General features: G+C 68.2%; 26 protein-coding genes and 1 pseudogene. 13 read left to right on the forward strand and 14 right to left on the reverse strand.

Going from position 1 to position 25281, the window contains the following annotated elements:
- Nucleotides 1-88: 88 nt before the first annotated feature.
- From AC07Q9_RS21960 to AC07Q9_RS21975, 4 genes are all read right to left on the reverse strand, one after another.
- Nucleotides 89-541, reverse strand: coding sequence for a DUF2214 family protein (locus AC07Q9_RS21960; protein ID WP_056584391.1), 453 nt, complete (start codon nucleotides 539-541; stop codon nucleotides 89-91).
- 64 nt (nucleotides 542-605) lie between these two features.
- On the reverse strand, nucleotides 606-1532 hold the full coding sequence (locus AC07Q9_RS21965) for a LysR family transcriptional regulator (protein ID WP_489059970.1): 927 nt from the start codon (nucleotides 1530-1532) through the stop codon (nucleotides 606-608).
- 32 nt (nucleotides 1533-1564) lie between these two features.
- On the reverse strand, nucleotides 1565-2755 hold the full coding sequence (locus tag AC07Q9_RS21970; protein ID WP_495311781.1) for a CaiB/BaiF CoA transferase family protein: 1191 nt from the start codon (nucleotides 2753-2755) through the stop codon (nucleotides 1565-1567).
- Nucleotides 2748-3683 (reverse strand): hydroxymethylglutaryl-CoA lyase, encoded by a 936-nt coding sequence (locus tag AC07Q9_RS21975; RefSeq protein ID WP_495311782.1) that lies wholly within the window; start codon nucleotides 3681-3683, stop codon nucleotides 2748-2750. Before AC07Q9_RS21975 ends, AC07Q9_RS21970 begins: the two co-directional genes overlap by 8 nt.
- An 89-nt stretch (nucleotides 3684-3772) precedes the next feature.
- Between AC07Q9_RS21975 and AC07Q9_RS21980 the strand changes: the two genes are divergently transcribed.
- Complete coding sequence (locus tag AC07Q9_RS21980) at nucleotides 3773-4513, forward strand: IclR family transcriptional regulator (protein ID WP_495311783.1); 741 nt, start codon at nucleotides 3773-3775, stop codon at nucleotides 4511-4513.
- Nucleotides 4514-4516: 3 nt separating this feature from the next.
- Here AC07Q9_RS21980 and AC07Q9_RS21985 read toward each other — a convergent pair whose 3' ends face one another.
- Together AC07Q9_RS21985 and hisC are read right to left on the reverse strand one after the other, a co-directional pair.
- A complete protein-coding gene (locus AC07Q9_RS21985) occupies nucleotides 4517-5485 on the reverse strand; it encodes a Bug family tripartite tricarboxylate transporter substrate binding protein (RefSeq protein WP_495311784.1) in 969 nt (322 codons plus the stop codon).
- A gap of 53 nt (nucleotides 5486-5538) precedes the next feature.
- Nucleotides 5539-6522 (reverse strand): annotated as a pseudogene (gene hisC, locus AC07Q9_RS21990) (histidinol-phosphate transaminase); the annotation flags it as partial.
- A gap of 258 nt (nucleotides 6523-6780) precedes the next feature.
- On the opposite strand from hisC, the gene AC07Q9_RS21995 reads away from it, so the two are divergent.
- Nucleotides 6781-8955 carry a malate synthase G gene (locus AC07Q9_RS21995; RefSeq protein ID WP_495311785.1) on the forward strand — a complete coding sequence of 725 codons (2175 nt, stop codon included), beginning with the start codon at nucleotides 6781-6783 and terminating at the stop codon, nucleotides 8953-8955.
- A 149-nt stretch (nucleotides 8956-9104) separates the two neighbouring features.
- Nucleotides 9105-10391, forward strand: coding sequence for an MFS transporter (locus AC07Q9_RS22000; protein ID WP_495311786.1), 1287 nt, complete (start codon nucleotides 9105-9107; stop codon nucleotides 10389-10391).
- Here the strand turns inward: AC07Q9_RS22000 and AC07Q9_RS22005 are convergent.
- The 3 genes from AC07Q9_RS22005 to AC07Q9_RS22015 form a co-directional block, all read right to left on the reverse strand.
- Complete coding sequence (locus tag AC07Q9_RS22005) at nucleotides 10381-10821, reverse strand: EamA family transporter (protein WP_489059982.1); 441 nt, start codon at nucleotides 10819-10821, stop codon at nucleotides 10381-10383. The two genes, AC07Q9_RS22000 and AC07Q9_RS22005, sit on opposite strands and share 11 nt — an antisense overlap.
- A gap of 70 nt (nucleotides 10822-10891) precedes the next feature.
- The gene (locus tag AC07Q9_RS22010; protein WP_495311787.1) at nucleotides 10892-11674 is read right to left on the reverse strand and encodes a hypothetical protein; all 783 of its coding nucleotides are present in this window, start codon (nucleotides 11672-11674) and stop codon (nucleotides 10892-10894) included.
- A complete protein-coding gene (locus AC07Q9_RS22015) occupies nucleotides 11667-11894 on the reverse strand; it encodes a hypothetical protein (protein ID WP_495311788.1) in 228 nt (75 codons plus the stop codon). The genes AC07Q9_RS22010 and AC07Q9_RS22015 overlap by 8 nt, the downstream gene beginning before the upstream one ends.
- A 396-nt stretch (nucleotides 11895-12290) precedes the next feature.
- On the opposite strand from AC07Q9_RS22015, the gene AC07Q9_RS22020 reads away from it, so the two are divergent.
- Nucleotides 12291-12860, forward strand: a complete 570-nt coding sequence (locus AC07Q9_RS22020; RefSeq protein ID WP_489059986.1) for a fasciclin domain-containing protein — start codon at nucleotides 12291-12293, stop codon at nucleotides 12858-12860.
- Between the two features lies 1 nt (nucleotide 12861).
- Here the strand turns inward: AC07Q9_RS22020 and AC07Q9_RS22025 are convergent, their stop codons facing one another.
- On the reverse strand, nucleotides 12862-13788 hold the full coding sequence (locus AC07Q9_RS22025) for a LysR substrate-binding domain-containing protein (protein WP_495311789.1): 927 nt from the start codon (nucleotides 13786-13788) through the stop codon (nucleotides 12862-12864).
- A gap of 82 nt (nucleotides 13789-13870) precedes the next feature.
- Between AC07Q9_RS22025 and AC07Q9_RS22030 the strand changes: the two genes are divergently transcribed.
- From AC07Q9_RS22030 to AC07Q9_RS22050, 5 genes are all read left to right on the forward strand, one after another.
- A complete protein-coding gene (locus AC07Q9_RS22030; RefSeq protein WP_062479754.1) occupies nucleotides 13871-14227 on the forward strand; it encodes a DUF2917 domain-containing protein in 357 nt (118 codons plus the stop codon).
- A 165-nt stretch (nucleotides 14228-14392) separates the two neighbouring features.
- Nucleotides 14393-15211 (forward strand): enoyl-CoA hydratase-related protein, encoded by an 819-nt coding sequence (locus AC07Q9_RS22035; protein WP_495311790.1) that lies wholly within the window; start codon nucleotides 14393-14395, stop codon nucleotides 15209-15211.
- A 6-nt stretch (nucleotides 15212-15217) separates the two neighbouring features.
- Entirely contained in the window at nucleotides 15218-16375 is a 1158-nt protein-coding gene (locus tag AC07Q9_RS22040; RefSeq protein WP_095743339.1) for an acyl-CoA dehydrogenase family protein, read from the forward strand.
- A gap of 58 nt (nucleotides 16376-16433) precedes the next feature.
- Complete coding sequence (locus AC07Q9_RS22045; RefSeq protein WP_495311791.1) at nucleotides 16434-17690, forward strand: 6-phosphofructokinase; 1257 nt, start codon at nucleotides 16434-16436, stop codon at nucleotides 17688-17690.
- Nucleotides 17687-17905, forward strand: a complete 219-nt coding sequence (locus tag AC07Q9_RS22050; protein WP_495311792.1) for a cysteine-rich CWC family protein — start codon at nucleotides 17687-17689, stop codon at nucleotides 17903-17905. The genes AC07Q9_RS22045 and AC07Q9_RS22050 overlap by 4 nt, the downstream gene beginning before the upstream one ends.
- 29 nt (nucleotides 17906-17934) lie before the next feature.
- On the opposite strand, the gene AC07Q9_RS22055 is transcribed toward AC07Q9_RS22050, so the two are convergent.
- Nucleotides 17935-19224, reverse strand: a complete 1290-nt coding sequence (locus AC07Q9_RS22055; RefSeq protein ID WP_495311793.1) for a zinc-binding metallopeptidase family protein — start codon at nucleotides 19222-19224, stop codon at nucleotides 17935-17937.
- 131 nt (nucleotides 19225-19355) lie between these two features.
- On the opposite strand from AC07Q9_RS22055, the gene AC07Q9_RS22060 reads away from it, so the two are divergent.
- Together AC07Q9_RS22060 and AC07Q9_RS22065 are read left to right on the forward strand one after the other, a co-directional pair.
- Nucleotides 19356-20846: a DHA2 family efflux MFS transporter permease subunit gene (locus AC07Q9_RS22060; RefSeq protein ID WP_492683464.1), complete on the forward strand. Its 1491-nt coding sequence runs from the start codon at nucleotides 19356-19358 to the stop codon at nucleotides 20844-20846.
- 137 nt (nucleotides 20847-20983) lie between these two features.
- Nucleotides 20984-22069, forward strand: coding sequence for an ABC transporter substrate-binding protein (locus AC07Q9_RS22065; protein WP_495311794.1), 1086 nt, complete (start codon nucleotides 20984-20986; stop codon nucleotides 22067-22069).
- Nucleotides 22070-22602: 533 nt separating this feature from the next.
- Here the strand turns inward: AC07Q9_RS22065 and AC07Q9_RS22070 are convergent.
- Together AC07Q9_RS22070 and AC07Q9_RS22075 are read right to left on the reverse strand one after the other, a co-directional pair.
- Nucleotides 22603-22923 carry a helix-turn-helix domain-containing protein gene (locus AC07Q9_RS22070; RefSeq protein WP_495311795.1) on the reverse strand — a complete coding sequence of 107 codons (321 nt, stop codon included), beginning with the start codon at nucleotides 22921-22923 and terminating at the stop codon, nucleotides 22603-22605.
- Between the two features lie 122 nt (nucleotides 22924-23045).
- Complete coding sequence (locus AC07Q9_RS22075; RefSeq protein WP_495311796.1) at nucleotides 23046-23372, reverse strand: type II toxin-antitoxin system RelE/ParE family toxin; 327 nt, start codon at nucleotides 23370-23372, stop codon at nucleotides 23046-23048.
- Nucleotides 23373-23782: 410 nt separating this feature from the next.
- On the opposite strand from AC07Q9_RS22075, the gene AC07Q9_RS22080 reads away from it, so the two are divergent.
- Both AC07Q9_RS22080 and AC07Q9_RS22085 read left to right on the forward strand, forming a co-directional pair.
- A complete protein-coding gene (locus AC07Q9_RS22080) occupies nucleotides 23783-24319 on the forward strand; it encodes a DKNYY domain-containing protein (RefSeq protein WP_495311797.1) in 537 nt (178 codons plus the stop codon).
- 81 nt (nucleotides 24320-24400) lie between these two features.
- Nucleotides 24401-24793, forward strand: a complete 393-nt coding sequence (locus tag AC07Q9_RS22085) for a hypothetical protein (protein ID WP_495311798.1) — start codon at nucleotides 24401-24403, stop codon at nucleotides 24791-24793.
- A gap of 12 nt (nucleotides 24794-24805) precedes the next feature.
- Here AC07Q9_RS22085 and AC07Q9_RS22090 read toward each other — a convergent pair whose 3' ends face one another.
- Nucleotides 24806-25225, reverse strand: a complete 420-nt coding sequence (locus AC07Q9_RS22090; protein WP_492683466.1) for a hypothetical protein — start codon at nucleotides 25223-25225, stop codon at nucleotides 24806-24808.
- Between the last annotated feature and the right edge of the window lie 56 nt (nucleotides 25226-25281).

Raw genomic sequence — 25281 nt, forward strand, 5'->3', positions numbered from 1 at the left:
CCGGCGCGGCGCCGCCCTGCGGCGCTGACATTTGTTACTCCCGAAGGGGCCCGCTCATGCGGGCCTTTTCTTTTTGTCTTTGTATTGATTACTTGCCGAAGCCGCGCGCCAGGAACACCGCCACCAGCGGGATCAGCGCGATCAGGTGCGCCTGGATCATCACCAGCTTGCGCGTCTTCAGGATGTCGGCCTCCGCCGGCAGCTTGCCCGTGGCGCGCAGCGTCTTGCGCCAGCGGAAGTAGGTCAGCGTCGGGAAGATCGACAGCACGCCCACGATGATGAACAGCGTGAGCTTCACGTGCAGCAGCGGGTTGGTCCAGTACCAGGCCGTGCCCTTCACGCCCCACCAGGTGCGCGCGATGCCGGTGGCCAGCACCGCGATGGCGGCGATGCCATAGACCATGTCGACCTTGGCCAGCCGCTCGACCACGGCGGCATTGAGCCATTGCACGCGGCACAGCGCGGCTTCACTGGAGATGAACACGACCATCGTGAGGATGGCCAACAGATGCAGGTAGGCGAGGATGGCTTCGAGGGTCATCGGAAACTTTCTTCATCGGGGTTGCAAGCAAATGCAAAAAGCATTGTGCCGCCCGGTCACGCTTTCAGGACCGCCCGCCCCAGAATTCCGGCTGCCCGTACTGCGCTTTGAGGAAATCAAGCCACAGTCGCACGCGCAGCGGCAGGTGCTTGGTGCCTGTGAACACCGCATAGATGCCGTTGGGCGGCGCGGCGAAGTCGTCAAGCAGGGGAACGAGCAGGCCGGCGTCGATCTCGGCCTCGACCTCCCAGGTGCTGCGCCAGGCGATGCCGTGGCCGGCCAGGCACCAGTCGTGCAGCACCTGGCCGTCGGAACAATCGAGCGGACCGCTGGGGCGCAGGTGGATGAGCTCCTGCACGCCCTCCTCGCTGGTAATGCGAAAGGCCCAGCCGCGCGTCTGCGAGGCGTCGCTCGACAGCGTGAGGCAGGCAAAGCGCGACAGCTCGCCGGGGTGCCTGGGCGCGCCGTGGCGGCGCAGGAACTCGGGCGTGGCGACGCAGCGGCGGCGGTTGTCGGCCAGGCGCACGCTCACCAGCGACGAGTCGGGCAGGTCGCCCACGCGCACGGCGCAGTCGAAGCTCTCGCCCGTGACGTCGACCACGCGGTCGCTGAGGTTCAGCGAAATCGTCACCTCAGGATGCAGCGCATGAAAGCGCGGCACCAGCGGCGCGACGTGGCGGCGGCCGAAGCCGGCCGGCGCGGTCACGCGCAGGTGGCCGCTGGCCTTCACGCCGCCGGCGCTCACGCTGGCCTCGGCGTTCGCGAACTCGGTCAGGAGGCGCTGGCAGTCTTCGAGAAACGCGCTGCCTTCGTGCGTGAGCGCGATGCGGCGCGTGGTGCGCACCAGCAGCTTGACACCCAGGCGCTCTTCGAGCGCGTCGATGCGACGGCCCATGATCGCGGGCGCCACGCCTTCCGCCTTGGCCGCCGCGGTGAGGCTGCCGCGGGTCGCGACCGAGACAAAGGATTCGAGCTGCTTGAGGCGGTCCATGGCGCGGGAACTATATCGCCCGCCACCGAAGATCAGTCGCCGGCCGTGACGCCCTGCGCCCGCAGCGCGGCGATGTCGCCGTCGCTGTAGCCCACTTCCTTCAGCAGCGCCGCGCTGTGCTCGCCGATGTGCGGCGGCTGCAGGCGGATGCCGGGGCGTTCGCCGCCCAGCGTGAACGGCGCGAGCGGCACCTTGGCCATGTGGCCGTCGTTCATGCGCACGGGCGCGAGGCCGCCGGTGGCGTTCAGGTGCGGATCGTCGAACAGCTCCTGCGGCTTGGTGATGGGAGCGAAGGGCAGCTCGTTCTGCTCGAACACCGCGCTGAGTTCGGCCGCGCTGTGGTTGGCGAGGTGCGAGCGCAGGATCGGCATCATCCACTCGCGTGCGCGCACGCGGTCGTTGTTGGTCTTCAGGCGCGGGTCGGCCAGCATCTCCTCGAGGCCGAAGGCCTTGCAGAAGATGGCCCACTGCTTGTCGCTCACGGCCGCCAGGAAGATCTGCTCGCCGTCCTTCACCGTGAACACGTCGTACACGGCCCAGGCCGAGATGCGGCTGGGCATCGGGTCGGCGGCCTTGCCGGTGGCGGCGAACTGCATCATGTGCTGCGCGACGAGGAACACGTTGTTCTCGAACAGCGCCGACTGCACCTCGCAGCCCTTGCCGGTGAGCTCGCGCTGACGCAGCGCGGCCATCGCGCCGATGGCGCCGAACATGCCGCCCATGATGTCGTTCACGCTGGTGCCCGCGCGCAGCGGATCGCCTGCGCGCCCGGTCATGTAGGCCAGGCCGCCCATCATCTGCACCACCTCGTCGAGCGCGGTGCGGTGGTCGTACGGGCCGGGCAGGAAGCCCTTGTGGCTCACGTAGATGAGGCGCGGGTTGAGCTTGCTGAGCGTGTCGTGGTCGAGCCCCAGCTTCTTCATCGTGCCGGGCTTGAAGTTCTCGCTCACGATGTCGGCGGTGGCGATGAGGCGCAGCGCGGCCTCCACGCCTTCGGGCTTCTTCAGGTCGAGCGCGATGCTCTTCTTGTTGCGGTTGAAGGTCGGGAAGAAGCCCGCGCCCGAGCCCAGCAGGCGGCGCGTGTTGTCGCCTTCGATGGGCTCGACCTTGATGACCTCGGCACCCAGGTCGGCCAGCAGCAGGCCGCAGGTCGGGCCCATGACCATGTGGGTGAACTCGACGACGCGCACGCCCGCGTAGGGCAAGGGATTGGCTTCAGACATGAGAGGTGTTTTCCTGGACAAAGCCCTTGGGCAGGCCGGCTTCGGGCGTCATGCCGTAGACCGGTTCGCCGGGCAGGCCGGCCTTGAGCGGCGCGCGCGCCGCGATGAGTGTGTCGATGTCGATGCCGGTGCGCACGCCCATGGCCTCGAACATGAAGACGAGGTCTTCGGTGACCGCATTGCCCGACGCACCCGGCGCATACGGGCAGCCGCCGAGGCCGCCGAGCGAGGCGTCGAAGGTGCGCACGCCCTCGTCCCACGCGGCCAGGCAATTGGCAATGCCCAGGCCGCGCGTGTTGTGCATGTGGGCCGCGCCCGCGTGCACGCCGAGTTCGGCACGCAGCCGCTTGAAGAGGCGGCGCACCTGCGCGGGGTTGGCATAGCCCACGGTGTCCGACAGGCCGACCTCCTGCGCGCCGGCCTCGACGCACTGCACGGCCAGGCGGATCACGTCGTCTTCCGGCACCAGCCCCTGCAGCGTGCAGCCGAAGGCGGTGGAGATGCCGGCTTCGAGCTTCACCTGCGGCGCGAGGGCACCGCGCAGTTCGGCGATGGCGCGCACCTCCTCGACCATCTCGGTCGGCGTCTTGCGCACGTTGGCCAGCGAATGCGCGACGCTGGCCGACACCGGCATCGTGAGCTTGTGCACGCCCGCCTCGAGCGCGGCCTGCGCGCCCTTGCGGTTGGGCACCAGCGCCATCACCACGAGGCCGGGCAGCGTGACGGCATGACGCACCACCTCGGCGGCGTCGGCCATCTGCGGCAACAGCTTCGCGGGCACGAACGAGGCGACCTCGATCTCGCGCAGGCCGGCGGCATGCAGCGCATCGATCCAGCGCAGCTTGTCGGCCGTGGGCATGGTGGCCTTCACGGACTGCAGGCCGTCGCGCGGACCGACCTCGCTGATGAGAACGTCGGGGGAGGTCATCGGGTGCTTTCTTGACTGTTCTATCTTGCAGAACTATATTCTGTTAAACAGAATTAAATCGGCAAGCCCGCCGACTGTCAAGCCACGCCATGCCCCGCAAAGCCCAGACCGAATCGGTGTCCGACCTCAACGCCGCCCCCGGCGGCGCCGCCGCGGTCGACCGCGCGCTGAGCCTGCTGTCGGCCTTCCGGCCCGGCGACGAGGCGCTGTCGCTGGCGCAGTTCGCCGAGCGCACGCAGCTCTACAAGAGCACGGTGCTGCGGCTGCTGGCTTCGCTCGAACATGCGCGGCTGATCCGCCGGCAGGACGACGGGCGCTATGCGCTGGGGCTGGAGATCGCGCGGCTGCACGGGCTGTACGCCGCGTCGCAGTCGCTCGACCGCCTCGTGCTGCCGGTGTTGCGCACGCTCGCCGCCGCCACCGGCGAGAGCGCGGCGTACCACGTGCGGCAGGACCAGGGCGACAGCTGGGTGCGGCTGTGCCAGTTCCGCGTCGACTCCTCGCACGTCGTGCGCGACCACGTGCGCGCGGGCGACCTGCTGCCCAACGACCGGGGCGCGGGCGCGCGCGTGCTGATCGCCTTCGGACCCGAGGCCGAGCGGCCGCGCGGCGCCAAGGAGCGCAAGCTGTACGACGCGATCCGTGCACAAGGCTATTGCGCGCTGGTGGGCGACCGCACGGCCGAGCTGGCGGGCATCTCGGCGCCGGTGTTCCATGCGGATGGCGGCCTGGCCGCGGCGGTCACGCTGACGATGCCGACGCACCGCTACGACGCGGGCTACATCGAGCCCGTGCGCGCGGCGGCGAAGGCGCTCAGCGGGCAGGTCTGAGGATCAGGATTCCGCCTTGAAGCCGGAATTTTTGATCGGCAGTTCCCACCGCTTCAGGTGCGTCGCCTGGATGGTCGCCAGCTCCGCCGGCCCCGCATGCGCCGGCACGAGGCCCAGCGCGTAGATCTTTTCCTGCACATCGGGCATGCGCAGCGCGTCGGCCACGGCCTTGTCGATGCGCGCGACCAGCTCGGGCGACATGCCCGGCGGGCCATACAGCCCGAAGAAGGCATCGGCCGTCACGTTGATGCCCGCTTCCTTCAGCGTCGGCACATCGGGCAGCGCGCGGCTGCGCTTTTCGCCCGTCACCGCGAGGATGCGGACCTTGCCCGCGCGGTGGTGCTCGATGGTTTCCGAGGCGGTGTCCACCATCAGCGGCACCTGTCCGCCGATGAGGTCCTGCGCGGCCGGCGCGCCGCCGCGGTAGGCGACGTGCGTCATCGGCACGCCCGAGGCCTGCGCCAGCAGCTGGCCCGCGAAGTGCGGCACCGTGCCGGCGCCCGAGGTCGCGTAGTTGGCCTTGCCCGGGTTGGCCTTCATCCAGGCCAGCACCGTCTTCAGGTCGCCCGCCGGCGCACCCGGCCCGGCCGTGACCGCGAAGTCGAAGGTGCTGCCGAGCGCGATCGGCGTGAAGTCCTTCACCGTGTCGTAGCCGAGGTTCGAATACAGCCACGGGTGGATCACCATCGCGCCACTGGGCGAGAAGATGAGCACGCTGCCGTCCGGCGGCGAGCGCTTGAGCTCGGCCAGCGCCAGCCGGCCGGCCGCGCCGGGCTTGTTGTCGACGATGACGTTCTGTCCGAGCGACACGCGCATCTTGTCGGCCAGGATCCGCGCGACCACATCGGCCGACCCGCCCGGCGGAAAGCCGATCAGGATGCGCACCGTGCGCTCCTGCGCGAACGCCATCGGCGCGAAGGCCGTGGCGGTGATGACGGCAGCGGCCTGCGCTGCGAACTGGCGGCGTTGCATGGGGCGGTCTCCTCGGGGTGGTTGTTCTTCGGTGTGCTCTGTGCGTGTAGCCGTCAGCGCAGCGCGGCCAGCAGCGCCTCGTTCTGCGCCGGCAGGCCGACACTCACGCGCAGCCACTGCGGCAAGCCGTAGGGGCCGAGCAGCGAGACCTCGATGCCGGCGGCCAGCAGGCGCGCGTGCACGGCCGGCGCATCGCCGACCTGCACCATCACGAAGTTGCCCGACGACGGCACGTGCGTCAGGCCCAGCGCGGCGAAGCCCGCGGCGAGCTGTTCGCGCCCGGCGGTGTTGAGTTCGTAGGTGCGCGCCAGGAAGTCTGCGTCGCCCAGCGCCGCCACGGCCGCGGCCTGGGCCGGCGTCGTCACGTTGAAGCGCGGACGGTGCGCGTTCATGCGCGCCGTGAGCGCCGGCTGCGACACGCCGTAGCCGATGCGCAGCCCCGCCAGGCCGAAGGCCTTGGAGAAGGTGCGCGCCACGATCAGGTTGGGCAGGCGGCGCACCCATTCGACGCTGTCGTAGCGCTGCGCGGGCGACAGGTACTCGGTGTAGGCCTCGTCGAGCAGCACCGTCACGTGCGCGGGCACCGATTGCAGAAACTCGCGCAGCGGCGCAGCATCGATGAAGGTGCCAGTCGGGTTGTTCGGGTTGGCCACGAAGACCAGCTTCGTGTCGTCGCCGATCGCGGCGCGCATCGCGTCCAGGTCGTGGCCGAAGTCGCGCGAAGGCACGACGGTGGCGCGCGCGTGGGCGTGCGCCGTGGCCGCCGCATAGACGATGAAGCCGTACTGCGAATAGACGACGTTCTCGCCCGGCTTGAGGCTGACCTGCGCCGCGAGCTCGAGGATTTCGCTCGACCCGCTGCCCAGCGTGAGCCACTCGGGCGGCACGTCGAGCCGCGCGGCCAGCGCCTGCTTGAGCGCGGTGCCGTTGCTGTCGGGGTAGTTGCCCGCGCCTTCGAGGGCGGCGGCGGCGGCGCGGCGGGCCGACTCGGGCATGCCGAGCGGGTTTTCGTTGGAAGCCAGGAGGATCATTGCGGCGGGAGCTGATTATTTAAGAAGTTAAATATATACAGCTGCCACCGGGCCGGCCTCAGGGCCTACCCTTTGAAGCGGCGCTGGGGCCCTGGTCGATTACCCTCATTTTTGTCACAGATAAATCTCACTTTCGGCTCTTACTGGCCCGCAAAGTATCGAATACAGTTCTCCCATGGCTTCACCTGGGGCAAGTGCGCCCCACTGCTGCGCCGCCCCCCCCGATTTCCTGTTTTTTGCATTGCGTTCCCCAAGGAGAAACACATGACCGACCGCACCACCGCCCACCGACTCCAGGTCGCGACCGAACTGCACCGCTTCGTCGAAGAGAAGGTCCTGCCCGCCAGCGGCGTGGCCAGCGACGTGTTCTGGAAGGGCTTCGACGCCATCGTCCATGACCTGGCGCCCAAGAACGTCGCCCTGCTGGCCGAGCGCGACCGCCTGCAAAGCGAACTCGACGCCTGGCACAAGAAGAACCCCGGCCCGATCGCCGACATGCCGGCCTACCGCGCCTTCCTGGAAAAGATCGGCTATCTGCTGCCGCAGCCCAAGGGCGTGAAGGCCACCACGGCCAACGTCGACTCCGAACTCGCGCTGCAGGCCGGCCCGCAGCTGGTGGTGCCGATCCTGAACGCGCGCTACGCCCTGAACGCCGCCAACGCGCGCTGGGGTTCGCTGTACGACGCGCTGTACGGCACCGACGCCATCCCCGAAACCGGCGGCGCCGAAAAGGGCAAGGGCTACAACCCCGTGCGCGGCGCCAAGGTCATCGAGTTCGCGCGCAACGTGCTCGACCAGGCCGCCCCGCTGGCCAACGGTTCGCACAAGAACGCCACCGGCTACAGCGTGAAGGACGGCCAGCTGGTCGTCGCGCTGCAGGGCAGCACCACCGGCCTGGCCGATGCGTCGCAGTTCGTCGGCTACCAGGGCGACGCCACCGCGCCGTCGTCGGTGCTGCTCAAGCACAACGGCATCCACCTGGACATCCGCATCGACCGCAGCACCGCCATCGGCAAGAGCGATGCGGCCGGCGTGAGCGACCTGGTGCTCGAAGCCGCGCTCTCCACCATCCTCGACCTGGAAGACTCGGTGGCCGTGGTCGACGCGGCCGACAAGGTCGTCGCGTACGCGAACTGGCTGGGCATCGTGCAGGGCACGCTGACCGAAGAAGTCGCCAAGGGCGGCAAGACCTTCACGCGCGGCCTGAATGCCGACCGCGAGTACACGGGCGCCAACGGCCAGCCGCTGAAGCTGCACGGCCGCTCGCTCATGTTCCTGCGCAACGTGGGCCACCTGATGACCAACCCGGCCATCCTGTACGAAGGCGGCAAGGAAATCCCCGAAGGCATCCTGGACGCCGTGGTCACCACCACCATCGCCATGATCGACCTCAAGCGCAAGGGCAACTCGCGCACCGGCAGCATCTACATCGTCAAGCCCAAGATGCACGGCCCGGCCGAAGTGGCCTTCGCCAGCGAGCTGTTCGGCCGCGTCGAGCAGCTGCTCGGCCTGCCCGCCAACACCGTCAAGCTCGGCATCATGGACGAGGAGCGCCGCACCAGCGTGAACCTGCAGGCCTGCATCGCCGAGGCCGCCGCGCGCGTGGCCTTCATCAACACCGGCTTCCTGGACCGCACCGGCGACGAGATGCACACCGCCATGCAGGGCGGCCCGATGATCCGCAAGGGCGACATGAAGTCCAGCGCCTGGATCGGCGCCTATGAGAAGAACAACGTGCTCGTCGGCCTGAACTGCGGCCTGCGCGGCAAGGCGCAGATCGGCAAGGGCATGTGGGCCATGCCCGACCTGATGGCCGCCATGCTCGAGCAGAAGATCGCCCACCCCAAGGCCGGCGCCAACACCGCCTGGGTGCCCTCCCCCACCGCCGCCACGCTGCACGCGCTGCACTACCACCAGGTCAGCGTGACCGCCGTGCAGCAAGAGCTCGAGAAGATCGACGCCGACGGCGAGCGCGAGAACATCCTGAACGCGCTGCTGCAGGTGCCGATCGCTGCGCAGGCCAAGTGGACCGACGCCGAGAAGCAGCAGGAGATCGACAACAACGTGCAGGGCATCCTGGGCTACGTGGTGCGCTGGGTCGACCAGGGCGTGGGCTGCTCGAAGGTGCCCGATATCCACAACGTCGGCCTCATGGAAGACCGCGCCACGCTGCGCATCTCGAGCCAGCACATCGCCAACTGGCTGCTGCATGGCGTGGTCACGAAGGCGCAGGTCGACGAGGCCTTCCAGCGCATGGCCAAGGTGGTCGACGAGCAGAACGCCGGCGACGCGCTGTACCAGCCGATGGCCGGCCACTTCGACACCTCCCCCGCCTACAAGGCCGCGCAAGACCTCGTGTTCAAGGGCATCGAGCAGCCCAGCGGCTACACCGAGCCGCTGCTGCACGCCTGGCGCCTGAAGGTCAAGGCCGCGGCCTGACGCGCGCCTTGCGCAGTGCCGGCCACCGCCGGCGCTGACGCCTCGGAGACACGCAACGAACGGCGCCCTCGGGCGCCGTTCTGCATGGGGCGCGACATGCCGGTAGCATCGACGCCGCCCTCTTCTCTCTCCGGTCTCCGTTTCTTTCGATGAACAAGCACGCGGCTTCGCCGCCCCCGACCCGCGGGTCGACCTCGGCCGCGGCCATGCTGGTCGCACTGGCCACCGCCTTCGCGCTGAGCCAGGCCTTTCGCACCGTCGGCGCCATGATGGCCACGCCGCTCACGCAGCACTTCGGCCTCACGCCGCAGGCGCTGGGCACCTGGGCCGGCACCTTCCATTTCACCTTCGGCATCATGCAGCTCGCGATGGGCGTGTCGATCGACCACTTCGGCGTGCGCCGCACCGTGCTCACCGCCTTTCCGCTCGCCATCGCGGGCGCCGCGCTGTGCACCGTGGCGCCGGGCTTCGGTGCGCTGCTGCTGGGGCAGGCGCTGATCGGCGTGGGCTGCGCGCCGGCCTTCCTGGCCTGCACCGTGTTCATCGCGCGGCACTTCGACGCCGCGCGCTTCACCGCCATGTCGGGGCTGGTGATGAGCCTCGCGGGCATGGGCATCCTGTTCACCGGCACGCCACTGGCGCTGCTGATCGAAGCCGCCTCGTGGCGCGCCGGCTATGCCGCGCTGACCGCCTTCGCCGTGCTCTCGTGGATCGTCATCTTCTGGCGCGTGCACGAGCCCGCGCGCACGACGACAACAACGATCGCATCGGACGACCCCGCGCCCGAACGCCAGTCGCTGCGCCAGGCCGTGCGCGACCTGCTGCCGCTGTTCGCCATGCCGCACACGCTCGGGCTGCTGTGCTTCGCCTGCGTGTCGTATGCCGCCTTCATCACGCTGCGCGGCCTGTGGCTGGGCCCCGTGCTGCACGACCGCCACGGCCTCTCGCTCGTGGCCAGCGGGAACGTGGCGCTGGTGATGACCGTCGCCGGCATGGCCAGCCCCATGCTGTTCGGCCGCCTCGACCCCGGCGGCGCGCGCCGCACGCGCTGGATGATGCGCTGCGCCTTCGCCGGCGCGGCGATGTTCGCCGCCATGGCCCTCACCCAATCGCGCGCCATCGACATCGGCCTGCCGATCGTCTACGGCATGCTGTCGGGCTACAGCGTGCTGCTGTACGCGTACACCAAGAACGCCTACCCGGCGGCAGTGACCGGCCGCGCGATGGCGCTGCTCAACATGGCGATGTTCCTGGGCGTCTCGCTGATGCAATGGACCACCGGCGTCGCCGCCTCCTGGGCCGTGGCCCAGGGCAGCGAGCCGTTTCGCGCGGTGTTCCTTACGGTGAGCGGGATGCTGGCGGCGGGGACGCTGGCGTTCTGGGTGTTGCCAAGAGCCAAGGCGCTGGTGCGCCCGACGGCGCCGCCTAGCGCTTGATCGCCAGCATCAACACCCCGCCCGCGATCATCGCCACGCCGCCCCACTCGCGCACGGACGGGCGCTCGCCGAGGAACATCACGGCGAACAGCACCACGAGCACCACGCTGAGCTTGTCGACCGGCGCGACCTGCGAGGCATTCCCCATCTTGAGCGCGCGGAAGTAGCAGACCCACGACGCGCCGGTTGCCAGCCCCGACAGCACGAGAAAGGCCCAGGTGCGCGGCGACAGTTCGAAGGGATTGCTCCACTTGCCCGTGGCCTTCACGAAGGCCGCGAGCACGACGAGGATCACCACGGTGCGCACCAGCGTCGCCATGTCGGCATCGACGCCGGCCAGGCCCAGCTTGGCGAGGATGGCCGTCATCGCGGCGAAGACGGCCGACAGGATCGCCCAGACGAACCAGTTCGATGATGCAGCGAGGGTCATGGCGCGCTCCTTCAGGGGCAGGTGATGTCAGTGCGCCCGATCATCGCGCGAATGGCCGCCCACGCGATGCTCAGGCTGCATTGCCCAACCGCGCCCTCACCTCGCGCCGGCTCAGCTGGCGCTTGGCGACGGCATACACGTCATGACGCCCGTACATGTCGAAGTGCGTGGGCAGGCCCGGCGCTGAACGTCGCGCCGCACCGCAGCGCGTGACCATGCAGCGGCGCAACACGTCGTAGCACCTGGGCTCCGGCTGTGCCGTGCCTGCGCGCTCGGGAAACTTCGCCAGCACGACCTCGAACCAGCAGCCCTCGACGCAGTGCCACTGCGTCGTCTCGTCGATCACGTGGTAGACCGCATGCGGCGTGTCGCCGCGCCGCGCGGCCCGGTCCACACGACGCGCCGCGCGCGCTTCGCGCAGGCGCCGGTTCGGCAGCAGGATGCCGGTGACCGGATGCACGAACAGCTCGACGCCCGGCGCTTCGTGCAGCGGCACGCCGTCGCGGGTTCCCCAGCGGTGAGGCCGCACCCGCACCTCGCCGTCGCACAGCACCGCGTCGCGCGCCACGAAGTCGTCGACGTGCAGGAAGATGTGCGCCTGCACCGTGCTGCGGCGATCGATGCCCGCGCACAGCTCGGCGTACACCTTGTCCCACGGCCGGTGCACCTGCTTGTGCAGCCAGCGCTTGAGCGGCTGGAGGTTTTCGCTCAGCCACTTCGGATGCTGCAGGCCGCGCTTCATGCCCAGGTGCGAACCGCGCTCGGGGCTGTTGCGCCACGGGCGGCCATCGCCCTGCACGCGCCAGCCGCCGCGCGGACGCTCGACGATCACCTTGTCCATGTCGTCACGCATCGTCGGCCCTCCGTCCGATGTCGCGCGCGGCCTTCTGCAGCGCCACCTTCTGCGCGCGCCGCTCGGCGCGGTGGGTGCGCAGGTGGCGGCCCGCGCCCTGGCTGGATTCGCGGTGGGCCATCGCGGCCACCACGGGATTGCGCGGTGCCGACGCGGGCACCGCAAAGTAGAACCGGCCCAGACGCTTGTCGTCGTCACGGGCCTTACGTTGAGCACTCATGTGCACACACTCCGAAAAAACAAAAAGGCCCCGGCGAATGCAGTTGCGCGCGGGGCCCTTGTCGATTCGGCCGCGGCGGATGCGAAGGTGCACATCCGGCCGGGGCGGTCGGTGTGCGTCAGGTGTTCAGTGAACGGTTCATTGAATGGTGTTCTCGCCCGGGAGGTTGATCGTCGCCGGGCGTGGTGTCGGAAAAAACTGTCGCTGAAAAAGGAAGGGCGGATTCTGGCGAGGGCTCGCGCCGCGCGCAAGCGGGGCACGCAGCGCTGTGGCGCAAAGCTGACAGGGCACATCGGTTGAATCCGCTTCGCGCATCGCGCCGTATGGCATCTCAAGCGCATCGCGCCTCCGAGCTGTTGGCGGTTTCCACAGAACCTTTTCTTCCAGGAGACATCCATGAAAAAACTCGTGATCGCCCTCGGCGTGTCGGTCCTGCTCGGCGCGTGCGCCGGCAGTGGCATGAGCAACGCCAGCAACAGTGCCGCCACGCCCATGGTCGGCGGCGCGCCGATGTACCCGACGAAGGACATCGTCGACAACGCGGTGAATTCGAAGGACCACACGACGCTGGTCGCCGCGGTGAAGGCGGCCGACCTCGTGGCCACGCTCAAGAGCCCGGGCCCGTTCACGGTGTTCGCGCCCACCAACGCCTCGTTCGCGGCGCTGCCGGCCGGCACGGTCGACACGCTGCTCAAGCCCGAGAACAAGGCCACGCTCACCAAGGTGCTGACCTACCACGTGGTGCCCGGTCGCATGGACAGCGCAGCACTGATGAGCGCCATCAACGCGGGCGGCGGCAAGGCGCTGCTCAAGACCGCCAGCGGCGGCACGCTCACGGCGACGATGAGCGGCGGCACGGTGTGGGTGACCGACGCCAAGGGCGGCACGGCGGCGGTGACGATCGCCAACGTCTACCAGTCGAACGGCGTGATCCACGTCGTCAACAAGGTGCTGCTGCCCGGTTGAGTCAGGCCCGTTGCGCGGCCTCCGCTTCGTCGCGCAGCCATTGCGCGAAGTCCTGCGCGTCGCGGTTGCCCGCGGCGCGTCGCGACGTCTCGATGAAGTAGCCGCGGTGCGATGCCGCGCCCTCGCCGAGCGGCGCCACGAGCCGGCCGTCGCGCACCAGTTCGCGCAGCAGCGGCAGGCGCCCGATGACCACGCCCTGCCCCGCCACCGCGGCGGCCACCGCATCGGCGTACTGCGAGAAGCGCAGCGTGCTCTTCATGCGCAGGTCTTCCAGCCCCATCACCTTGAGCCACGGCTCCCAGTCGGTGGTCGGGGCTTCGCTGTGGTCCGGGTATTCGATGGTCAGCAGCGTGAGCTTGGAAAAATCGGACAGCTCGCGCAGCGACGCGGCCACCTGCGGCGCGCACAGCGGGATCACCGACTCCTCGAACAGCGCCGGGCCCACGCCGCGGCCGATGGGCACGAAGCGCACCGCGAGGTCGAGCCGGCTCACGTCCAGGTCGAGCACGTCGAGCGTGGCCGACACGCGCACGTCGACCTGCGGATGGGTGCCGGTGAAGCGCGCCAGTTTCGGAATGAGCCACAGCGACGCAAAGCCCGGCGTGGTGGTGATCGACACCTGCCGCGGCGCGGCGCTGGCGCGCACGCGGGCGGTGGCGTCGCGCAGGCGCTCCAGGCTGTCGGTGACGGCGCGCTGCAGCACGCCGCCGGCCTCGGTGAGCACGAGCGCGCGGTGGCGGCGCTCGAACAGCAGCACGCCCAGGCTGGCTTCGAGCTGCTGGATCTGCCGGCTCACGGCCGACTGCGTGAGGTGCAGCTCGCCCGCCGCCAAGGTGAAGCTGAGCCGGCGCGCGGCGGCCTCGAAGCTGCGCAGCAGCTCGAGCGGCGGGAGCTCGCCGGCAGGGGTTTTCGCATTCTCTGGATGCATGCAACGAGTTCCGAATGACCGCGTGTAAGAGAGGGTTCGGCTCACTATATTCATTCGTATCACGAATGCAATGGAGGTTCCCATGAGCACCACCGACCGGTCCCCTTCCACCTTTTTCTCCTCGTCGAGCTCGCGCTTCCACGTGAGCCTGCCCAGCCGCGCCGTCTTCGCCGTGCCCGACGGCGCGGGTGTGGGCATCGAATGCCGCAGCGGCGCGGTGTGGATCACGCTCGACCGCGACCCGCGCGACATCGTGCTCGGGCCGGGCGAGCGCTTCGAAAGCACCGAGCACCGGCGCGTGCTGGTGTCGGCGCTGGAGTCGTCGTGCATCTCGGTGTCGGACGCGCAGCCTGCCGCGCTGCCGAACCCGGCCTCGCGCGCACAGGCTCGCGTGCGGTCGCCTTGGCGACTGGCGCTGCACGGGTTGTCCCCGGCTTGACCGCGGGCGCCATGGCATCGAACCTCGATGCCATGGACCGCCCCCGCAGGGAGCAGCACCGCGCGCCGCCGTGACGACAGGCGGCTTTTTGCTTTGGGCGTCCGTTTTCCTTCTTGGCCTTGAAAGGGACACGCCCATGACCACCACTTCTGGCGCAGCGCTCGCATGACCGCGCCGCAACAACCCCAGCCCTGCATCCTGTGCGAGCAGGCCGACGGCATCGCCACGCTCACGCTGAACCTGCCGCACAAGCTGAACCCGATCGCGAAAGACCTGCAGGTCGAACTGCGCGACGCGCTCGAGCGCATCCGCGACGACCGCACGGTGCGCGCCGTGATCCTCACGGGCGCCGGCAAGGCCTTCTGCGTGGGCGCCGACCTGAGCGCGATGGCGCCGCCCGGCGAGCCCGGCCAGACGCTCGGCGACCAGACCGCCGAGTGGATGCAGAAGCTCAGCAACCCGCTCATCGAGACGCTGCGCACGCTGCCGGTGCCGGTGGTGGCCGCCGTCAACGGCCCGGCGGCCGGTGCGGGCGTGGGCCTGGCGCTCGCGGCCGACGTGACCATCGCGGCGCGCAGCGCCTACTTCTACCTGCCCTTCCTGCCCAAGCTCGGCATCGTGCCGGACCTGGGTTGCACCTGGACCATCCCGCGCCGTGCCGGCCGGGCACGCGCGATGGGCATGGCGCTGCTCGACGAGCGCCTGAGCGCCGGGCGTGCCGTGCAGTGGGGCCTGATCTGGGCCTGCGCCGACGACGAGCAACTGATGGAGGAGGCCCGCGCCATCGCGCAGCGCCTGGCGCGCCTGCCGGCGCACGCGGTGCTCGAAGCGCGCGAGGCCTTCGACGCCTCGGAGCACCACACGCTGAAGGAACAACTGCACTACGAGAGCGAGCGCCAGCGCGCGCTCATCGACCGCCCCAGCTTCCGTGAAGGCGTGAGCGCCTTCCTGCAAAAGCGCCCCCCTGTCTTCGAAACCCGCTGATCAACCATGACCATCGAACGCACCCTCTTCACCGCCGACCACGAGGCCTTCCGCGACAGCTTCCGCCGCTTCATGGACAAGGAGATCGCGCCCTTCCACGACGCATGGGAAGAGCAAGGCTATGTGGACCGCGCCGTCTGGTCCAAGGCCGGCGAGAACGGCTTCCTGTGCATGGCGCTGCCCGACACCTACGGCGGCGCGGGCGCCGACCTGCTGTATTCGGTGATCCAGTTCGAGGAGCTGTGGGCGCGCGGCTTCACGGGCATCGGCTTCGGCCTGCACAACGAGATCGTGGCGCCGTACATCCTGCGCTACGGCACCGAGGCGCAGAAGCAGCACTACCTGCCGAAGCTCGCCAGCGGCGAGATGGTCGGCGCCATCGCCATGAGCGAGCCCGGTGCGGGCAGCGACCTGCAGGCCGTGAAGACCAGCGCCATCCGCCAGGCCGACGGCAGCTACCTGCTCAACGGCAGCAAGACCTTCATCACCAACGGCTGGCACGCCGACCTGGTGATCGTCGTCGCCAAGACCGACCCGGCCGCCGGCGCGAAGGGCACGAGCCTGTTCCTCGTCGAGCGCGGCATGCCGGGCTTCGAAAAAGGCAAGCGCCTCAAGAAGCTGGGCCTGAAGGCACAAGACACCTCCGAGCTGTTCTTCAACGACGTGCGCCTGCCGGCCGAGGCGCTGCTGGGCGAGGTCAACCGCGGCTTCGTCTGCCTGATGGAGCAGCTGCCCTGGGAGCGGCTGCAGATCGCGATCAGCGCGGTGGCCGCGTCGCAGGCCGCCATCGACCACACCGTGGCCTACGTGAAGGAACGCAAGGTGTTCGGCCAGCCGGTGGGCAACTACCAGAACACGCGCTACACGCTGGCCGAGCTGCAGACCGAAGTGCAGGTGGCGCAGGTGTTCGTCGACAAGTGCATCGAGCTGCTCATGGCCGAGAAGCTCGACACCGCCACCGCGAGCATGGCCAAGTACTGGACCAGCGACCTGCAGTGCAAGGTGATGGACGAGTGCGTGCAGCTGCACGGCGGCTACGGCTTCATGTGGGAGTACCCGATCACCCGCGCCTACGCCGACGCGCGCGTGCAGCGCATCTACGGCGGCACCAACGAGATCATGAAAGAGGTGATCACGCGCGCGATGGGCCTCGGCGGGCGCTGAAGCGCCCCGCATTTGGCACCACTGGCGCCATGGAAAGGGCTGCGGGAGAATGCCGCGCATGCCCATCCTCAACGCCTTCTACGCCCAGTCGGGCGGCGTCACCTCGGTCATCAACGCCTCGGCCTGCGGCGTGATCGAGACGGCGCGCCAGCACCCGGACCGCATCGGCACGCTCTATGCCGGTCGCAACGGCATCCTCGGCGCGCTCACCGAGGACCTGATCGACACCAGTGCCGAGCCGGCCGAAGCGATTGCGGCGCTGCGCAGCACGCCCTCGGGCGCGTTCGGCTCGTGCCGCTACAAGCTCAAGTCACTCGAGAAGAACCGTCGTGAATACGAGCGCCTGATCGAGGTGTTCAAGGCGCACGGCATCGGCTACTTCTTCTACAACGGCGGTGGCGACTCGGCCGACACCTGCTTCAAGGTGAGCCAGCTGTCGCAGTCGATGGGCTACCCGCTGCAGGCCATCCACGTGCCCAAGACCATCGACAACGACCTGCCGCTGACCGACTGCTGCCCCGGCTTCGGCTCGGTGGCGAAGTACGTGGCGGTGTCCACGCTGGAGGCCTCGTTCGACGTGCGCTCGATGGCCGCCACCTCCACCAAGGTGTTCGTGCTCGAGGTGATGGGCCGCCACGCCGGCTGGATCGCCGCCGCCGGCGGGCTGGTGGCCGACCATGGCATTCCGGTGGTGGTGCTGTTCCCCGAGATCGAGTTCGATGCGGCCCGCTTCCTGGCGCGCGTCGATGCGCTGGTGCAGCAGCACGGCTACTGCTCGGTGGTGGTGTCCGAAGGCTGCCACCACCCCGACGGCACCTTCCTGGCCGAGCAGGGCGCGCGCGATGCCTTCGGCCATGCGCAACTCGGCGGCGCGGCGCCGGTGGTGGCTCAGATGGTGAAGGAGGCGCTGGGCCACAAGTTCCACTGGGCTGTGGCCGACTACCTGCAACGCGCGGCGCGGCACATCGCCTCGGCCACCGACGTGAAGCAGGCCTACGAGCTGGGCCAGCGCGCGGTCGAGCTGGCGCTCGAAGGCCGCAACGCGGTGATGCCGACCATCGAGCGCACGAGCGACGTGCCCTATGCCTACACGCTGAGCGCGGCGCCGCTCGACGCGGTGGCCAATGTCGAGAAGCCGATGCCGCGCGATTTCATTTCGGACGACGGCTACGGCATCACCGAGAAGTGCCGCCGCTACCTGCTGCCGCTGATCGCGGGCGAGGACTACCCCGCCTACCGCGACGGCCTGCCGGTGTACGCGACGCTGCGCAACGTGGCGGTGCCGAAGAAGCTGCCGGCCTTCGCGCTCGCATGACGGTGGTCATCGACACCGCGCACTGTCCGCTGTGCGGCGAGGCGAACCGCTGCGCGATGGAGGTCGAGCGCGAGACCGGGCAGGCGCAGCCGCCCTGCTGGTGCATGGCCGCCGATTTCTCGCTGGCGCCGCTCGACACGCTGCCGCCGGCGTTGCGCGGCCAGGCCTGCATCTGCGCGCGCTGCGCGGCAGGAAAGCCGCCGCTTCAGGACTGAGCGACGTCGCCCTGCGACTGGGACTGCGACTACGACTGCCCCTGTGCAGGCTCGGCAGCTTCCGTCGCGGCCTCCGCCACATCCCCCGCCGTCACCATCGTCGGCGCCGTGCCGCTGCGCTGTGCGGTGACCACGCCGTGGATGAACTGCAGCTTGCCCACCGCCGCGCGCGGCAGCACGAAGGGGTAGTAGTCGGGCTGACCCATGCTGCGCGACAGTTCGTTGAGCATGCTGGTCAGCAGCACCCAGCCGTTGATGAAGTCCAGGAATTTCGCGGCGTCGGGATGCTCCGGCTGCCACAGGTCGGCGGCGGTGAAGAGGTCGCTCGTGAGCTCCACGTTGCTCGCGTCGATGCCGAAGCTCATCGCCGTGTCGGCCGTGTCGGCCATGTGCAGGTAGTGGGCCCAGGTCTCGGCCCAGTCTTCCCACGGATGCATGCTCGCGTAGCTGCTGACGAAGCGCTGCGCCCAGTCGGACGGCGGGCCCTGCTCGTAGTGCTGCTGCAGCGCGGCGCCGTAGTCGGCGCGCTCGTCGCCGAAGAGCGCGCGGTAGTCGTCGATCCAGCGCGTGGGCAGCACCAGCAGGTCCCAGTAGTAGTGGCCGATCTCGTGGCGAAAGTGCCCCAGCAGCGTGCGGTAGGGCTCGTGCATCTCGGCGCGGATGCGCTCGCGCACGGCGTCTTCGGCCTCCTCGGCGTTGAGGGTGATGAGGCCATGCTCGTGGCCCGTCATCACGTGCGGGGCGCCCGGCATGTTGCTGAGGAAATCGAAGGCCAGCCCGTGCACCGGGTCGGCATGGCGGCTCACCACCGGCAGGCCGAGCGCGAGCAGCTGCGAGATCAGGCGGCGCTTGGGCATGTCGAGCTTGCGCCAGAGTTCGCCGTTGGCCTCCACCGACAGGTCGGGGATGGTGCGCGTGACGCTGCAGGCCAGGCAGTAGCCGGGCGCCAGGCCCTGCGTGTCGGCGGGAATCGTCTCGCCCTCGCGCGGCTGCGCCACCATCCAGTTGCAGGCGGCCGGCGTCATGAGGTTGGCGCAGCGGCGGTAGGTGGCGCCGTGCGGATCGCCGAAGACAGTGAAGGTGTCGGGCAGCGCGCCCTCGCCTTCGGCCGGTGCCAGCGGCACCACGCCGAGCCGCTCGATCACGTAGCCCAGCGGCGTGTGGCAGGCCAGGCACTCGCTGTTGCGCAGGAACACGGGGCGCCCGCACTGGCAGCGGTAGGCGCGGCTGACGGTGGGGGCGGCGAGTTCGGCCGCGAGCGTGGGGGTGGCGTCGGGCACGGCCGGGTCGTGGACGGAGTCGGGGGTCGATGGATGCATGGCTTGTTCTTTGGAGGCTTGACGCACAGGGGACAGCCGCCGCATTGTGCGACCGGCCCGCGCGCGGTCGACGCCGCAAACACCGATATGCTTGTAGGACGACGGACCCGCGACCGTCCCTGCGCCGCCCCATGACCTCCCCCCAAACCCCTGACACGCCGCCCTCCATGGGCGCCCTGCGCGCCCGCTACGGCGAGCGCTACCGCTGGTACCTGCTGCTGTCGGTCATGGTGGGGACGATGGCGTCCATCATGTCCTCGACCATCGTCAACGTGGCGATCCCCGACATGAGCCACCACTTCGCGCTGGGCCAGGAGCGCGCGCAGTGGGTCAGCTCGGGCTTCATGGTGGCGATGACGGTGTCGATGCTCACCACGCCCTGGCTGCTGTCGCGCTACGGCTACCGGCGCACCTACGTGGGCACCATGCTCCTGCTGCTGGCCGGCGGCGTCGTGGGCGGCGTGGCCAACCACTACCCGCTGGTGCTGCTGGCGCGCGTGGCCGAGGGGCTGGCCGCGGGCGTGGTGCAGCCCATTCCGGCCATCATCATCCTGCGCGCCTTCGAGCCGCACGAGCAGGGGCGCGCCAGCGGCATCTTCGGCATGGGCGTGGTGCTGGCGCCGGCCATCGGGCCGAGCATCGGCGGCGTGCTGGTCGACCTGTTCGGCTGGCGCTCGATCTTCTTCATGGTGGTGCCCTTCTGCCTGGCCTCGATCTGGCTGGCCTACAGGTTCGTGCCCAAGACCGCGCCCGGCGGCGTGGCCGCGACGCGCGGCAGCGGGCTCGATGCGCGCGGCCTGGCGCTGGGCACCGTGGGCACGCTGTGCCTGCTGAACGGGCTGGTCGAGCTGCGCGGCGATTCGCCGCTGCAGGCCGCGCTGCTGCTGGCCGGCGCGCTCGTGGCCTTTGCCGCCTTCGTGTGGTGGCAGCGCCGGCTCATGGCCTCGGGCGGCGCGCCGCTCATGAACCTCGCGCTCTTTCGCTACCGCCAGTTCGCCATGGGCAGCCTGGTCGCCTTCATCTACGGCACCGCGCTGTTCGGCTCGACCTACCTGCTGCCGGTGTACATGCAGGTGGGGCTGCACCTGTCGGCCTCGCACGTGGGCACCACCCTGCTGCCGGCCGGCATCGTGCTGGCCTTCACCATCGCGGGCGTGGGCCGGCTGGCCGACAAGCAACCGACCTGGCTCCTGGTGAGCATCGGCCTGGCGCTGCTGGCGGTGTCGTTCGCGCTCATGGCCGTGCTGCGGCTGGACAGCCCGCTGTGGCTGCTGGTGGTGTTCGCGATCGTCGGGCGCATCGGGCTGGGCTTCATCCTGCCTTCGCTCAACCTCGGGTCGATGCGCCCGCTGGCCAAGCCGCTCATTCCGCAGGGCGCGAGCGCGATCAGCTTCGTGCGCATGCTCGGCGGCGCTGTGGGCGTGAGCCTGTGCGCCATCATTCTCGAATGGCGCCTGGCGGCGCACGGCGACTCGCTCGCCAACCCGGTGAGCACGCCGGCGCGGCTGGCCGCCTTCGACGAGGTGTTCCTGATGCTGGCCGGCCTGTGCGCGCTGGCCGTCTGCGCGGCCTGGCAGCTGCGCGAGCCGCCCGGCGAGGACACGGCGCAACACAGGGGGTAAACCCCGGCGGCGCGGGGACTCGCTTTCGCTTTCAATTGTTATCAGTTGTATCTAAAAGCGGAATCGGTTCCATGCATCGCAGACGTTTTCTCGCCGCCTCGGCCGCGGCGACGGCCGGACTCGGCCCCCTCCTTTCCTTGCCTTCCACCGCCCTGGCCGCCGAGAACGGCGTCAGCGACGGCGAGATCGTGCTCGGCCACACCGGCATCCTGAGCGGCCCGCTGGGCGTGCCGATCAAGGTCGTGATGGCCGGCGCCGGGCTGGCCTTCGACGCGGTCAATGCGCAGGGCGGGCTCGCGGGCCGCAAGCTCAAGCTGGTCTCGCTCGACGACGAGCTCAAGCCCGAGAAGGCCGTCGCCAACTACGAGAAGCTGCTCGCCGAACACCGCGCCTTCGCCTTCTTCGGCTGCGTGGGCTCGGGCACCACGGCCGCCGCGGCCAAGGTGCTGGGCCAGAGCGGCGCGCCGATGGTGGGCGGCTATGCGGTGTCGGACTCGGCGCGCGAAAAGGTTGCCGGCGCGGGCTACTTCGTGCGCGCCACCTTCGCGCGCGAGGCGCAGGCGCTGGTGCAGCACCTGAGCACCATCGGCGTCTCGCGCATCGCCGTGGCCTACCTGGACAACCCCGGTGGCGCCGAAGTGGCGCGGCTGGTCGAGGCGGCGCTCGACACGCTCAAGCTCAAGCCCGTGGCCGCGGTGCCCGTGAAGGGCGACGGCACCACCAACGAGTCCGCCGGCAAGGCGCTGGCCGAAAGCAAGGCCCAGGCCGTGCTCATGTATTTGGGCGGCGGCATCGGCGGCGAGGTCATGAAGAGCGCCTGGGCCGCCGGCGGGCGCCAGATGTTCTACGGCATGTCGATCGTGCCGGGCGACGTCACCGCCAAGCTCGTCGGCGACAAGACCAGCGGCCTGGCCATCTCGCAGATCGTGCCCTACCCCTGGAGCGAGGTCGACGCCACCGCGCGCGAATTCCGCCAGCTGGCCGAGCGCGCCAAGGTCGACATCGGCTACCTCAGCTACGAAGGCTACGTGAATGCGCTCGTGATGATCGAGGCCCTGCGCCGCACCGGCCGCGACCTCACGCGCGCAAAGCTGCACGCCACGCTGAAGGCGATGAAGCTGCGCATCGGCAACATGGAGATCGACTTCACGGGCGCGAGCAACACGGGCTCGCGCTTCATCGAGATGGTGCGGGTGACGAAGGAAGGGCGGTTCCTGCGATAGGGTCTGCCTCTGAGCAGGTGCCCGCGTCACGCACCAACAGCAATCCCAAACTAGACCTGTGCTCGAACCAGTTCCGGCCGACCTGCCCGAGGCAAGACCCGAAGACTCCCCCTTTGGCCAGCCCGGATGCAATCGTACGCACGCTGACGCCGGGAGCAGCGGCTCTACCAGCCAACCACAACGGCGCGAACGAGCTAGACCGCAACGCTGCACGCAGCGTTCTTTGATGCGCACACCCAACCGAAGAGGGCCAACGGGTAATAACTTCGGTGCGGTGGCCGAAGTGCTTCTTCATTGGATGTTGATGGCGAGGGATGCTGTGACGGATTCGGCTGAGTAGCATCTCGGCCATAGCTGAGCATGATTTAGAAGCCGAAGCCACCACCGCTCAGTGCGCGTGGCGATCAACATGTCTTCTTGGCTTGTAAAGGACGTGCACAGTACCGCCGTGCGGCGGCGGTACTGTGACCCTTGGCCTTGCTGGTGCGGCTCCAGCGGAGTTGACCAGCCCCAGGCCTCACGATACCGGCAGTTCAAACCAGCTCGGGTTCCCGGACCTGTAAGTCCACGCGCAGGCCTGCGGCCGTTGCGATATTGATGAGCGCATCCAGGGAGAACTTCGAGATCTTTCCGTGGAGCAAATCATTCATGCGAGGCTGAGTTATCTGACAAAACTTTGCCGCCTCTGCTTGAGTCAGATCCCGAGAATTGATATAGGACCGAATGCTCATCATCAAAGCCGAACGAACTTTCATGTTCTCGGCTTCGGCAGTAGTGTCCGAGAGCGCGTCCCAGACGTTGGTGAAAACCTGCCTTTTCTCTTTTGCAGATTTATTAATTTCCTTGGTGTTCATGGCAAGTCTTTCGTCTTGAACGAAGACTGATAATTCGTTTATTAAGTAAATTCGTAAAGTTGAGGGCCAATCAAAGGTGATTGGTTACTCAATGAGAGTAAAGGAGGCCCAATTTGGGCCTCCTAGTTCATCGCTCGTCTATCTGTTTGAACCTGGCCCTCACCAGTTCGAGATGAGCGTCTGTCGTTTTTTGCGTAGTCTTTTTGAAAGCAGCCAGTACATAGACTGCTTCTTTCAAATTGGCCACATATATCGTCCCAGAGCCTGATTTCCCGTACGCCGCGCCCAACGCCCTTCATTGATTTCCAATCAGAAGGAGTTTCCCCGTTCTGAATTAAATTCAAATTGAATTCCGCATCCTTCTTAATATCAGTTGGGAAGCTTTTGATCTCATCAAGAGATCGGCCAATAAATATTAATGGCCTTGGATACTCATCGATTTCTTCCATTTTGATTCATTCCTAAGTAAGTCTCTACTCATGGCTTGGTCCTTTCGATTGATTAACCGTCACATGACGATCAAACCGTCGCTATGACGGCACAGAAAATATATCAGAACAAATATAGACCTGTCAAGCTTGCCGGACCGCGGAGACGAAGTCGGCATGGCGCATGCTTCCTGCAACTAGGTCACCCGACACTTCCGAGCCTCAGCCCTGGCGTACTGACGCGACAGCTGGAGGGAAGCGGAAAGGCTGACGCCGTGCTCGGCGTCCGTGCTCTGACCCGTCTTTCAACTCTCGATCTGGCTGCTGACCCTGTTGTCGGCGATAGCTGGCTGCACTGACCGCTGCGCCAGCGTGCAGCCGACTGCACCGTCATCCCACACCGCAACGACCTCCCGCCCTTCCGGAGTGCGTTGAAGTCGGACCTATGCATCAACGCGCAAGAAGAGATAGAGATCGGCTTCCTCGACTTCGCGGCCACGCGCGAAAGCGCGCCTGCCACGGCGCACTACCTGACGCACTTCGACTTCGATGGGAAGACCAGGCTGGCCGACGTGATCGACATCGACAGCTTCGAGCAACTCGGCACCAGCGACTTCTACAGGGACCGGTCTCACATCTACCAGCACTACGCCATGCTCTACGGCGGCAGGCTGTCCGTGTTCGACGAACTGGAGCCGCAGGTCGATCGCGAATCCTTCGTCGTCCTCAACGACTTCTACGCGCGCGACAAACATCGAATCTACGGCCACCGCAGGGGATGGATGCAGGACGCCGACCCCGCGAGCTTCGCCACGGTCGGCGACTCGGCCCTGGCCCGGGACCGGCATCGCCACTACCTGCACGGCGAAGCCGCGACACCGGAGGCCGCGGCCGACTACCTGAAGGAAATTTGCACGCAGGCGGCAACCCCGCGCCAGAGGCCGGACACCTCTTGCGGGAATGATTGACGCTCGACGGCCGCTTGTCTCCAATGGGCCGAAGCACGGGGCCACACGACGGCCCCTGCATCAACCCAGGAGCCCCTCACCATGGGAATGCACCCGCAGCAGCCGGAAGGCACCATCCTTCTGCGCAACACGATGGCGTACGACCGCGCGCACGCCGATGAATTCAAGGAGGCGATCCACAACGCCGTGCGCTTCGCGCAAGAGCACGCGCCGCAGCTGATGGTCCAGGTCTTCCTAGATGCCGACCAGGGCCTGTGCTACAGCTTCCAGCTCTACACGGACTCCGACGCGATCCTGCGCCACTGGCAGGTGTCGGACCCGCACATCGCCGCCGTCATGAAGCACTGCGAGGTGCAAAGCATGGAGGTGTACGGCAGCCCGAGCGAGGCCGTGCGCGCGGGCATCCTCGGCTCCGTGGGAAGCGCGAAAGTCACGTTCACACCCGGGCTCGTCGGCTACCACCACCTCGCCTGAGGCGGTCGCCGCTCACAGCCCCAGCTGCGTGAGCGCCCAGGCCACCGTGCCCAGCTGCATCACGTTGAGCACCATGCCCGCGATGTGGAGCTTGCGGAACTGCACGATCGACGTGACCGTCGCCGGGATCGTGTGGCGCAGCAGGTCCATGCGCGGAATGATGAGCCAGCGGCGCAGCGCGAACGCCAGGCCGGCGATGAGGGCCATGCCGACAGCGAAGAAAGGCTTGCCGCACCACGCGTAGCTGAGCGCCGCCGCGCTCGCGGTGAACACCACGGCCACGTAGTAGACGTTGAACAGGCCGCGGATGAAGCGCGAATCCAGCGGGGTGTCGTGCGAGAGCACGAGCAAGGGCAGCGAGCCCATCATGAAGAACCCCATCCAGACCAGCAGGATGACGGTCGCCATGAGCGCAACGACGATGGGAAGCATCTTTGAAAACCCTCCGCGGCGCGCAAGCATACGCCCGGCCGGGCGCGGCGTCTCTC

This window comes from Variovorax sp. GW821-FHT09A10, from assembly GCF_059418385.1.